Raw genomic sequence first — 12538 nt, 5'->3', positions numbered from 1 at the left:
AGCATTATGCTAGAAGGGATTTTTAATAATTGGTGCAAAGAGGTGGCTTTTTCATTGTCATTAAAGTGTTGCAATAGACCATAACAGCAAGAATGAGGACGAAATGACTGTTGAACCCCTGTTAAGATGTTATCTATCACGTATAGGGGGATTAAATATGACGACAATAAAAACATTCAATGCGTTACATGCCACACAAGATTTATTATTATTAGGGAATGCCTGGGATTTACTATCTGCATTAACACTAGAAAAAGCAGGATTTAAAGCAATTGGTACTACAAGCTGGGGAATTGCGAATTCGCTCGGTTATGCAGATGGAGAATGTATAGATTTTAATAGACATTTAGCTATAATTAAAGCGATTACGGATAATGTAAATATCCCAGTTTCAGCAGATATTGAGGCAGGGTATGGCAGCGATACGAAAACAATTTTGGATAATGTATTAAGAACAGCCGATATTGGTGTAGCAGGTATCAATATTGAGGATTCACTAAAACAACAAAAAGGACTAAGAAATATGAATGAACATTGCTCCCTATTAGAAAAAATGAGAACAATGTTAGATCAGCATGGCTATAAAGACTTTTTTATTAATGCAAGGACAGATACATATTTTCAATCAGAGCAGCCATTTTTGGAAACAATGACAAGAGCAAAGGCATATGTGGACAGTGGTGCTAGTGGAATTTTTATACCAGGGCTGATAGATCATGAAGAAATAAAAGAAATTACTTCAGCTATAGATGCTCCCATTAATTTAATGTCGTTACCAGGTTTAACGAATTGTCAGACGCTACAAGAATTAGGCGTTAAACGTTTTAGCTTTGGCAATGCATTATCAGATACAATCATTGCTTATTTGACAAAAAATGCGACACAGTTAGTCGAGACGAGAGATACGTCATTTTTATATGAAAAATAGCTGAAGCAAGGAGGCATTTAATGGACAGTACCATAAATCTTTCATTTGATGAAATGTGGGAGAAAATAATGGCTTGTGATCGAACTTATGATGGATTATTTTTTACGGCAGTGAAAACGACAAAAATATATTGTCGTCCCTCGTGCAGATCAAGAAAACCGAAAAAAATAAATGTAGCATTTTACGATGATATAACAAAGGTTGAGCAAGCAGGCTTTCGTGCTTGCAAACGGTGTCAACCTGAAGTTGAGCACTCTCCACATGCGCAACTTATCAAAGCGGTTACATCATTTTTAATGAAAGAATACAAGCAATCGCTTACGTTGCAGCATATTGCCAATCATGTTGGGATAAGCCCATTCCATCTTGAACGATTATTTAAACAAGCAACGGCTGAAACCCCACGAACTTATTTAGAAAAAATAAGAATTGATAAAGCAGCACATTTACTAAAGAGTACGAATTTAACCATTTTAGAAATTTGCTTTGAAACTGGATTTCGCAGTTCTTCTAATTTTTACAAAGTTTTTCGTCGCCAAAAAAATTGCTCTCCTACTGAATATCGAAGCCTTCAATATAAGGAGCTATGAATATGAAACAGTCAGATGAAAAATGCCACATCGAGCTAAGTACGCCAATGCTATTTAATTATGATGAATGCTTATTATTTTTAGCTAGATCCGATCAAGAAGTACTGCATACGATAAAAGATAAAATTTTATACAAATTACTAAAAATTAATAATGAATTCATCCTATGTAAAATTGGCTATAGCGCACAAAAGATTCAGGTTCACTTTCCACTCAAAACGCCTTCCAAAGCTGCTATTGAACAAGTGATAGCTTATATAAGGGAATGGTTCGACTTAGATCGAAACTTGGCGCCTTTTTATAACATGGCACAACAAGATGCTATTTTGCAGCAACCTGTAAAAAAATATTATGGATTACGGATAATAGGTATTCCTGATTTATTTGAAGCACTTGTATGGGCGATTATCGGACAACAAATAAATTTAACATTCGCCTATACACTAAAAAAACGATTTGTTGAACATTTTGGTGAGAGTATGACGTATAAAGGGGAAACCTATTGGGTATTTCCAACATGTGAAAAAATCGCGTCTTTAGAAGTGGAAGATGTAAAAGCATTACAATTTACTGTTCGAAAAGCCGAATATATAATTACAATTGCACAAGAGATGGCAAGTGGTGAATTAAATAAAGAAAAATTGCTGAAGGAACAAAATCGTACGAGCATGAAGAAATTTCTTATGGCAATAAGAGGAGTTGGAGCATGGACTGCGGATTATGTCCTAATGAAATGTTTTCATAATCCAACCTCGTTTCCTATTGCAGATGTAGGGCTTCAAAATGCCTTAAAAACGCAATTAGCATTAGATCGAAAACCAACAATAGATGAATTAAAAGAGTTTGAAGTACAATGGCAAGGGTGGCAAGCATATGCAACCTTTTATTTATGGAGGTCATTATATGACAAAGTATAAATTGGATTACAATTCTCCTATCGGTATTATAGAAATTATAGGAAGTGATGAAGCTGTTTGTTCAATTATGTTTTCCGAGCGACAAGAAATAATAAATATCCAAAATGATTCAACACCGAAAATTTTACTTGATTGCCTAAAGCAATTGGATGAATATTTTCAAGGACAACGTTTTACTTTTACTTTTCCATATAGCGTTGAAGGCACCAACTTTCAAAACCGAGTATGGCAAGCATTGACTAATATAGGATACGCTGAAATAGGGACTTATAAAACGATTGCCATGTCAATTGGCAATGAAAAAGCGATAAGAGCTGTTGGCAATGCAAATGGCAAAAATAAACTAAGCATTGTTATTCCTTGTCATCGTATTATTGGCTCAAATGGAACTTTAACTGGTTATGCTGGCGGTTTATGGCGGAAAGAATGGTTACTTCAGCATGAAAAGTCATTTCATAAAGGTAAATAACGAGTACTAAATATTAAGCGCTAATAAATTTATTAGTGCTTTTTGTATGCTCTTTTGCAGTTATGGACTAGCAAAGCGTACCTTTGTATAAAAAAACAGTTATTGCGAAAAATAAGACCGTCATTATGAGTGTTGTAAATAACTTACATGACACATTGGCCAATGGTCAGTTTGCCATTAGTCATAGCAAAGTGTTGCATTTTACAATGGTGAAGGTTTACCTTTGCCGGACCTGTGATTTGCTTCGCCACTATAGAAGAAAGGAGGTACTACGAATGGGTGTATTATATAGGATTGCCTTAGTTCTCGTAATTATTGGTGCAATTAACTGGGGACTAATAGGATTTTTCAGATTTGATTTAGTCGCCTATTTATTTGGTGGACAAACAGCGGTATTGTCTAGATGGGTATATGCACTTGTCGGACTAGCTGGACTTGTATCAATTCCAATTCTCATGAAGCGTTTGGATGAGGATGCGGACTTCGATCCACATACTCGTATTAATAGCAATCCGAGTTATGGTATGGAGGCTGGGGAAGAAGCAGATTTCACAGATGTTCCAAAAACGAACAAAAAAGATATAAATAACAAGAAAAAGTAAGCACTAAAAAACTGATGGCCAAGTTGGTACATCAGTTTTTTAGTAACAAATAGCCGTCTCATATGCACAGTGAGACGGCTTGTATTTCTAGTCGTTATTACTAGGAAAAGCAAAGGATGATGCAGATTCTGTAGTATCTTCAAACCACTTTTCGGAAATTGTTTTAGCTTTCGTAAAGAAGCGGACTTGGTCTGGTCCAAACATATGACCTTCACCAAATTTTGAACGTTTCCAGCCCCCAAAATTATGGTAGCCGACAGGAATTGGGATAGGCACGTTTACGCCAACCATACCTACTTCAATTTCAGAAGTGAATTTACGAGCGGCTGCTCCATTATTTGTAAAGATAGTTACGCCGTTTCCTAACTCGTGATTATTAATTAAATCAATAGCTTCCTCCAATGTTTGCACACGTACGACATTACGAGCAGGTCCGAATACTTCCTGCTCATAAATCTCCATACCTGGTTTTACGTGATCCAATAATGTTGGGCCTAAATAAAAACCATTGGATTTTTTCGAAATTTCTGGTTGACGACCATCGCACACGATAGTAGCACCTTCTTTAAGACTGCGTTCAATAAAGCCTATGATGGCATCTTTCGATTGTTGAGTAATAACAGGACCAAAATCAACTTCTTTGTCAGTATAAGGTCCTACTTTTAAAGCTGAAATTTTATCAGCTAATATTTTTACAAGCTTTTCAGCTGTAGTTTCGCCAACTGGAATGATTGTAGAAATGGCCATACATCGTTGTGATGCAGCACCATAAGCTGCACCTAAAAAGGCATTTGCAACTTGTTCTAAATCTGCATCAGGCATAACAACCATATTGTTTTTGCCACCACCTAATGCTGTGACACGTTTCCCATGTTTAGAGCCTGTTGCATAAATATATTCAGCAACTGGTGTTGATCCGACAAATGAAATAGCCTCAATGGAAGGATTCGTTAAAAGCTCATTGACTGTATCCTTGTCACCATTAATGACTGTCCAAATCCCATCTGGTAAACCTGCTTCCTTCCAAAGCTCTGATAAAAAGAGTGCAGAGCAAGGAACACGCTCAGACGGTTTTAAAATAACGGCATTCCCTACAGCAACTGCCATACTTGTAATAGCAAGTGGAACCATCACGGGGAAATTAAAAGGGGAAATCGCTGCAACAACGCCAAGTGGTGCTTTTGCAGAATATGCATTAATATTCCCACCTACATTAACTGAATATTCGCCTTTTACTAAATGAGGGGCATTGATTGCCAAGTCAACAGACTCTAAGCCTCTTGTAATTTCACCTTTGGCATCTTCAATCGTTTTCCCGCTTTCTGTACAAATCAAGTCGATTAATTCATCCATGCGTGCTGTTAGTAATTGCCGAAACTTCAGCACAATTTCAGCACGTTTCCCAACGGAAAGTCCGCGCCAAGCTGGAAATGCATTTTTAGCACTAACGATTGCCGCTTGCACTTCTTCTTTTGTTGCAAGAGGGACACGTGCAATTACTGCTCCTGTACTAGGGTTATATACATTAGAAAAGTTCCCACTTTTGCCAACGACAATTTCCCCATTAATAAAATGCCCTAATTCTTTTACGCCTGTATTCGTTACCATTCTAAACATTCCTCCTTCAATTCTAGCAATGATGAACTATTCAATTTATAGCAATACTACTAAAACTTATTTCCAGTTATTAAAGCTGCGCTTATTTGCAACAGATGGCGTTTACTCCATTATTACTTTATATGAATAGCTTAATTGTTTTAGAAGGACAATCTATTGATTGAAAATTCAGATATAAATATTGAAAGGAGTACCATACTACAAACTACAATTAATGATGTGTTAACACATCCTCTATTAAAAAAGCTAAGTAGAGATTTGTTTTTGTAAATGGATTTGTTAAATCCATATCTAAAAGCACTTCTATTTTTTTAATTTTGTAAAGGACGGTATTACGATGTATAAATTGTCGTTCGCTAATTTTACTCGTACTGCCATTTTCCTCAAGAAAAATGCGTAAAAATGCTACATAATCCGTGTTGTGTAGCTCATCGTAGCGATGTAATTGACCTAATATATCTTGGCTAAAGGATTGCATTAATGGTTGGTTTTGAACGGCCATAATAATTTGATAGGCACCAATATCTTTATATTTATATAAAAATCGGTTGTTATGAAGCTGTGCTAATTGAATAACAGTTAATGATTCTTCATAGCTTTTACGTATATTTTCGTGCTCTTTTTGATAGTTTCCTTTACCGATAATCATATCGAGGGTGCCATTTTTTTGTTTAATTTTATCATAGATTTCTTCAACAATTTTCGAGAAGGGGGTGTTCGGTGTATTGATTTGTGCCCTATCAATTAAAAAAATGAGGTGATTTTTATACTTTAGTTTTAAAAACCGTTTATAGCGATGTTGAAATGCAAATTGGACCATGACCTCATATCTGTCAATGCTAGACTGGGAGCCTATCGTTGAGCAAGTGATGATGGCAAGCTCTCTACCTTGTGGGAATCCGAGTTGCGCTAGTTGTTCTTTTGTCGTGTCCATATGTTTTTTATAGTGAAAAAGTAAATTATAAAGGACCTTTTCTTCGATGGAATGCTCTTGATGATGGTTCGCAATAAATTGAAAAGTAGTTTTTAATAAATCAGCTATTCGACAATGCCAAGGCATTTGAAAAACAGGGAAATTATGCTCGTTAGCAAAAGTGATGATCGACTGTGGAATAGCAGAAATATAAGGGCCTATGTTAATAATAAAGCCTGCTACTTTTTTTGCGTAAGCTAACTTAACGAGTTGTTCTAAGGAATCTTCTTGCTGTGATAAGTTAATACCTGTAGTGACGACTAGTTCATTTGGTCGGCAAAACATAATTAAATCAATGCTTTCTACTACGTTAATACCGGTAACTCTGCGATGTGCTCCACTTTGTCCAGCTACTAATGTCAGCATAGGGAATTGAACTCCCTCCACAATTTTGCGAATCGTTCCCATAGTTTCCCCCCTTAATATGAACATAACTTACCATATATCATATGCAGATGCACATATTTTTTTAGTTTTATATCCATATCTCGTAAATTTTATCTAATTTAGAATGTTTATTAACTACTGTGAAAGAGAGGACTTGCATATGTATAAATGTAATAGTAGACGATTGCAAGATTCAATTGAACAATTTAGTCAGTTTGGGGCTACTATAAACGGTGGCGTAACACGTTTGTCTCTTTCGAATGAGGATGTTTTAGCTAGAGATTATTTTTGCAAGTGTTGCGAGGAATTAGGTATGGAAATCAAGGTGGATGATATGGCCAATATCTATGCCCTTCTACCAGGAAAAAAAGAAGTTCCTCCAATTGTCATGGGATCACATTTAGATTCTGTTGAAAAGGGTGGCAAGTTTGATGGTGTTTTAGGTGTTTTAACAGCTTTAGAAGCGATTAGAACATTGAAGGACAACGATGTAGAGCTAGATGTACCATTAATGATTGTTAATTTTACAAATGAAGAAGGTGCTCGCTTTGATCCAGCGATGATGAGCTCAGGCGTAATTGCTTCAAAATTTGAGAAGGACAAAATGCTACAGTCGGTTGATAAAAATGGCATGTCCTTTCAAGAGGCATTAAAAGCTAGTGGTTATGAGGGTGACCCGCAGCATCGTTTAAAAGAAGCACTCGCTTATATCGAACTCCATATTGAACAAGGGCCAGTACTAGAAGCGAAGCAATTAGAAATTGGCGTTGTCCAAGGTGTACTTGGAATGGTATGTTATGAAATTACTATCACAGGTGAATCTAATCATGCTGGCACGACCCCTATGTCAATGCGCAAAGATCCGATGATTGTTGCAGCAAAAACAATGTTGTCTTTACATGAACAGCTTGGGGAAATTGACGAACAATTAGTGTTTACGTTTGGACGAATGAATGTTTTCCCTAATATTCATACCGTTATTCCAAATAAAGTGACATTTACAATTGATTCGCGTCATCAAAAGCCTGATGTAATGCAAAGAGTTGAAGAAATATTGAATGCCTTACCGACAGAGGATATGGGTTGCCGCATACAGCCAGTTAAACTGTGGGGTAGAGATACGGTAATGTTTGATACACAAATTTGTGATGAAATCGAAATGTCATGCCAGCGCTTTGGTTATAGTGCTCATCGAATGTTTAGTGGTGCAGGACATGATGCGCAATATATAGCTAGTATGATTCCTTCAGCAATGATTTTTGTACCGAGTATTCATGGTAAGAGTCATTGCGAGGAGGAGGAAACATCGTTTGAAGATTGCGCAAAAGGAGCAGATGTACTACTTGAAACGGTACTAACAATGCAAACGAAATTTAGTATAGGGGCATCGTATACGTTAAATTAATTTTACTAGAATATTAATAGATAAGTACATTTGAACATGACGGACTCAGCTGTGCTAAGCGCAAGTTAAATTTTTATGGTGATTTTGCAAACTATCAGGCTACTAGAATAGATTCAACATAATTTACTTGAATTGACACGAAAGGTGAGGGATAGCATGAAAAAAATCATTCAAGGTGGACGAGTAGCAACTGCTTCAGATGTGTACGAGGCAGATATTCTTATAGAAAATGGAAAGATTGTACAAATTGGCAAAAATTTATCCGTAGAAGGCGCAGAAATTATTGATGCTACAGGCAAATATGTTATGCCAGGAGGGATTGATCCGCATACACATTTAGATATGCCCTTTAACAATACAGTGACAGATGATGACTGGAAATCTGGTACGATTGCGGCGGCGTTTGGTGGCACAACAACCATTTTAGACTTTTGCTTAACGGCTGGTGAAAAGAAACTTTCTACAGCTGTTGACAAGTGGCATGAAAAGGCAAAAGGGAAATCAGCGATTGATTATGGATTCCACTTAATGATTGGTGATTTAACGCCAGAGACAGAGGCGGAGTTACCGGTATTATTAGAGCAAGAAGGGATTACATCTGTAAAGGTCTTTATGGCTTATGCAAAAGAATTTCAAGCGACAGATCGCACGCTTTTTAAAGCTTTTAAAATTGCAAAAGATGTTGGCGCTACCGTTATGGTGCATTGTGAAAATGGCTCTGTAATCGACGAGCTTGTTGAAGAGGCGAGAAAAGCGGGACATAAAGAGCCTATTTACCACGCTCTTACTCGTCCAGCAGAGTTAGAAGGTGAAGCGACAAAACGTGCGATTGAACTAGCTCATTTAGCAGGCGCAACATTGTATGTTGTTCATGTTACTTGTAAAGAGGCGGTAGACGAAATTATCGCTGCGCGTGAAAAAGGCTACGACGTGTATGGAGAAACATGTCCACCTTATTTAACTTTAGATCAGTCTGCATTAGCACAACCAGGCTTTGAAGGGGCGAAATACGTTTGGTCACCACCACTTCGTCCGAAATATCATCAGGAGCATCTATGGAATGCGCTAAAAGCGAAGCAATTACAAACAATTGGTTCTGATCAATGCTCATTTAGCTTTAACGGTAAAAAACAATTAGGATTAAATGATTTTTCAAAAATTCCGAATGGTGGACCGTTTATTGAAGACCGCTTTAGCATCTTATATTCAGAAGGTGTCGCAAAGGGCAAAATATCAATTAATGAATTTGTCGATATGATTTCGACGAGTGCAGCAAAAATCTTCGGTCTATTCCCTCAAAAAGGGACAATTGCAATTGGCTCAGATGCTGATATTGTTATTTTCGATCCAGATGTAAAACGCGAAATTTCCGCTAAAACACATCATATGAATGTCGATTATAACGCGTATGAAGGCTGGGAAGTTACTGGTGAACCAATTTCTGTCCTTGTACGTGGTGAATACGTTATTAAAGAAAAAGAATTTGTCGGTATATTAGGTAGTGGGCGTTTTATAAAACGAGAGTTGAAAACATCTGCTGCAGAAACGATAAAAATATAACTTGGTTCAGCAGATTTTCCATTTTATAAGTGGGGAAAGTATAGCAAATAGCTCTTCGATTTAGTGAAGTTCACTCACCGGCTAAATCAAATAAGACATAATTGAATAAAAGGCAATGCATGGCCGATTGTTTTGACTGGAGAACAAGACAATCGGCTATTAAACAATGGCGAGTCACATCAAGAACACATGAGGGGGATGTGGAAATGGTTCCGATTCAAGAACATGAAATGACGAAGCAACTTAAACGTAATTTTGTTGAGTTAACTAGCAGAATGACAAAAAATGAAGCAATTGAAGAAGCAAATCGTTGTCTCTATTGTTATGACGCACCTTGTATTAAAGCTTGTCCAACGAGTATTCAAATACCAAATTTCATAAAAAAAATTGCATCAGGTAATATGAAGGGCTCTGCTACTACTATATTAGAAGCAAACCCAATTGGTGCAAGTTGTGCAAGAGTTTGTCCAACAGAGGAGCTCTGTGAGGGGGCATGTGTATTAAATTCCTCAACGAAGCCAATCAAAATTGGCGAACTACAGCGTTATGCTACTGATTGGGCAATGGAGACAAATGCACAGCTATTTAAGAAAGGCGAAAGTAATGGACTAAAGGTCGCTATTATTGGAGCTGGTCCAGCGGGTCTTTCTGCGGCACGTGAGCTTAGTCGTTTTGGTTATAGTGTCACAATCTATGAAGCTGAATCGAAAGCAGGTGGGCTAGGAAGCTATGGCATCGTGTCATTCCGATTACCAAATGAGGTAGCTGATTGGGAAGTTGAACAAATTGTGAAGCTTGGTGTAAACATTCAAACAAATACTAGGGTTGGAATTGATATTTCCGCAGATGAAATTTTAGAACAATTTGACAGTGTTATTTTAGCAGTTGGTATGGGAGCAGTGCCGAATCTTGGGATCGAGGGAGAAGAACTTGTCGGCGTCCACGATGCAATTGAGTTTGTAAAGCAAACAAAAGTGGGAGCGCTTCCAACTGAGATGGTAGGGAAACGCGTAGCTGTAATTGGTGCTGGTAATACAGCAATTGATGGGGCTACTTGTGCTGTGCGATTAGGTGCAGACAATGTGAAAATTCTTTATAGAAGAACTCAAAAAGAAATGACTGCCTATAAATTTGAATTTGAATTTGCCAAGCAAGATGGTGTGGAGTTTAACTGGTTAACTGCGCCGAAAAAAATTATCGGCAATGAAGCTGGTGAAGTTGTTGGCATTGAATGCACGAAAATGAAGCTAGGTGCACCAGGAGCAGATGGCCGCCAAAGACCAGAAGAAATAGCTGGGTCCAACTTTATAATAAGCGTCGATGCAGTCATTAAAGCGATTGGTCAAACACGTTTCGTATCATTAATTGAATCTTTTGGATTGCAGCATACACATGGGGTTGTCGATATTGATGAAACGACGATGCAAACATCCAATAAAAAAGTGTTTGCATGTGGTGATGTTGTGTTTGGAAACGGACAAGGTGAGGCAATGGTTGTAACAGCAGTTCAGCAAGGTAAAGATGCAGCTTATAAGATTCATGAGCGTTTAAGAAAACCAAGCGAGATTGCATAAGGGGGGAAGTGACATGGCAGATTTACGAATTGATTTAGCGGGGATCAAATCACCAAATCCATTTTGGCTTGCATCAGCACCGCCAACGAACTCAGGCTATCAAGTGCAACGTGCATTTGAAGCAGGGTGGGGTGGTGCTGTATGGAAAACATTAGGTGAACCGATTTTAAATGTTTCTTCACGATTTGCAGCGGTCAGTTATAACGGACAACGAGTGGCAGGCTTCAATAATATTGAATTAATTACAGATCGACCGTTAGAAGTAAACTTAAAAGAAATCTATGAAACGAAAAAAAGGTTCCCTGACCATGCCATTATTGCTTCCCTTATGGTAGAACCGAAGCAGGAAAAGTGGCATGAAATTGTAAAACGAGTAGAAGATGTGGGGGTAGATGGACTTGAGCTTAATTTTGGTTGTCCACATGGGATGGCAGAACGAGGAATGGGCTCCGCCTCTGGTCAAGTACCTGAATTGGTGGAAAAGCAAACGTATTGGGTGAAAGAAGCAGCACGTACACCAGTCATTGTGAAGTTAACACCTAACATAACGGATATAACAGTAACGGCTGAAGCGGCGACAAGAGGTGGGGCAGATGCTATTAGTATGATTAATACAATTAATAGCTTGGCAGGTGTCGATTTAGATACATGGAACACTGTGCCTCATGTTGCTGGTAAAGGAGCACATGGCGGCTATTGTGGTCCAGCTGTTAAGCCAATTGCATTAAATATGGTAGCAGAGTGCGCCCGTAATCCTCACATTAATGTTCCGATATCGGGTATAGGTGGTATTTCTAATTGGCAAGATGCCGCCGAGTTTATTTTAATGGGTGCTACAGGTGTGCAAGTATGTACAGCAGCGATGCACCACGGATTTAGTATTGTCGAAGATATGATTGATGGACTAAATAATTATTTAGATGATAAAGGAATTGCATCTGTGATGGACCTAGTCGGCCGCTCTGTTTCTCGCTATTCAGACTGGGGCAATTTAGATTTAAATTATAAAATAGTCGCTGAAATTAATAATGATGTATGTATTAACTGTAATAAGTGCCATATTGCATGCGAAGATACGTCTCATCAATGTATCGATTTATATACAGAAAATGGAGTGTCGATGTTAAAGGTTCGTGAGGAGGATTGCGTCGGTTGTAATTTATGCTCCATTGTGTGTCCAGTTGATGGCGCAATTACAATGGTTGAAAGAAAATCTGCTATTGCACCAATGACTTGGAATGAACGTCAATTAATTATGAGTAGTCTATCTAAATAAAACGTTCGACTGTTAAGTAGTAACTGTTATTCCACCTCCCTTTCCTGTAAAGGGAGGAAACCTCAAGTAGATGTCACGGAAAATTTCATTTAGTAGGGCAGTCATCCTTTGCCAGGTAATGTTTCACTACTAGAATGAAAAATCATGCTAGCGGCTCATGTCACAAATGATGAGCGATATCGACTGTACGCATCATTGGGATTGCTTGATGCCGATGCATAATCTAATAAAAAGGAGCGA

11 protein-coding genes are annotated in these 12538 nt (G+C 37.8%); 9 read left to right on the top strand and 2 right to left on the bottom strand.

What is annotated here, in order from left to right; genetic code table 11:
• The first annotated feature begins 157 nt into the window (after nucleotides 1-157).
• The 5 genes from ACIP9G_RS08120 (at nucleotide 158) to ACIP9G_RS08100 (ending at nucleotide 3506) form a co-directional block, all read left to right on the top strand.
• Nucleotides 158-928, top strand: coding sequence for an isocitrate lyase/PEP mutase family protein (locus ACIP9G_RS08120; RefSeq protein ID WP_401018707.1), 771 nt, complete (start codon nucleotides 158-160; stop codon nucleotides 926-928).
• 20 nt (nucleotides 929-948) lie between these two features.
• Nucleotides 949-1518 carry a bifunctional transcriptional activator/DNA repair enzyme AdaA gene (locus ACIP9G_RS08115; RefSeq protein WP_401018705.1) on the top strand — a complete coding sequence of 190 codons (570 nt, stop codon included), beginning with the start codon at nucleotides 949-951 and terminating at the stop codon, nucleotides 1516-1518.
• Nucleotides 1519-1520: 2 nt separating this feature from the next.
• On the top strand, nucleotides 1521-2435 hold the full coding sequence (locus ACIP9G_RS08110) for a DNA-3-methyladenine glycosylase family protein (protein WP_401018704.1): 915 nt from the start codon (nucleotides 1521-1523) through the stop codon (nucleotides 2433-2435).
• The gene (locus tag ACIP9G_RS08105) at nucleotides 2422-2904 is read left to right on the top strand and encodes a methylated-DNA--[protein]-cysteine S-methyltransferase (RefSeq protein ID WP_401018702.1); all 483 of its coding nucleotides are present in this window, start codon (nucleotides 2422-2424) and stop codon (nucleotides 2902-2904) included. The genes ACIP9G_RS08110 and ACIP9G_RS08105 overlap by 14 nt, the downstream gene beginning before the upstream one ends.
• A gap of 275 nt (nucleotides 2905-3179) precedes the next feature.
• The gene (locus ACIP9G_RS08100; RefSeq protein ID WP_340825165.1) at nucleotides 3180-3506 is read left to right on the top strand and encodes a DUF378 domain-containing protein; all 327 of its coding nucleotides are present in this window, start codon (nucleotides 3180-3182) and stop codon (nucleotides 3504-3506) included.
• 87 nt (nucleotides 3507-3593) lie between these two features.
• On the opposite strand, the gene ACIP9G_RS08095 is transcribed toward ACIP9G_RS08100, so the two are convergent.
• Nucleotides 3594-5114, bottom strand: coding sequence for a CoA-acylating methylmalonate-semialdehyde dehydrogenase (locus ACIP9G_RS08095; RefSeq protein WP_401018700.1), 1521 nt, complete (start codon nucleotides 5112-5114; stop codon nucleotides 3594-3596).
• Nucleotides 5115-5334: 220 nt separating this feature from the next.
• On the bottom strand, nucleotides 5335-6504 hold the full coding sequence (locus ACIP9G_RS08090; RefSeq protein ID WP_401018698.1) for a PucR family transcriptional regulator: 1170 nt from the start codon (nucleotides 6502-6504) through the stop codon (nucleotides 5335-5337).
• 139 nt (nucleotides 6505-6643) lie between these two features.
• On the opposite strand from ACIP9G_RS08090, the gene ACIP9G_RS08085 reads away from it, so the two are divergent.
• The 4 genes from ACIP9G_RS08085 to preA all read left to right on the top strand — a co-directional run bounded on the left by ACIP9G_RS08085 (nucleotide 6644) and on the right by preA (nucleotide 12298).
• Nucleotides 6644-7888: a Zn-dependent hydrolase gene (locus tag ACIP9G_RS08085; protein WP_401018697.1), complete on the top strand. Its 1245-nt coding sequence runs from the start codon at nucleotides 6644-6646 to the stop codon at nucleotides 7886-7888.
• Between the two features lie 156 nt (nucleotides 7889-8044).
• Nucleotides 8045-9448, top strand: a complete 1404-nt coding sequence (hydA, locus tag ACIP9G_RS08080; RefSeq protein WP_401018696.1) for a dihydropyrimidinase — start codon at nucleotides 8045-8047, stop codon at nucleotides 9446-9448.
• Nucleotides 9449-9654: 206 nt separating this feature from the next.
• Entirely contained in the window at nucleotides 9655-11022 is a 1368-nt protein-coding gene (locus ACIP9G_RS08075) for an NAD(P)-dependent oxidoreductase (protein ID WP_340825158.1), read from the top strand.
• 13 nt (nucleotides 11023-11035) lie between these two features.
• Nucleotides 11036-12298, top strand: a complete 1263-nt coding sequence (gene preA / locus ACIP9G_RS08070) for an NAD-dependent dihydropyrimidine dehydrogenase subunit PreA (protein WP_401018695.1) — start codon at nucleotides 11036-11038, stop codon at nucleotides 12296-12298.
• Nucleotides 12299-12538 lie beyond the last annotated feature (240 nt).

Origin of the sequence: Lysinibacillus sp. NPDC093197 (genome assembly GCF_044754025.1) — a bacterium.
Lineage (GTDB): Bacteria > Bacillota > Bacilli > Bacillales_A > Planococcaceae > Lysinibacillus.
Note: the sequence above shows the minus strand (reverse complement) of the source record. Positions and strands in the feature narration are given on the sequence as shown.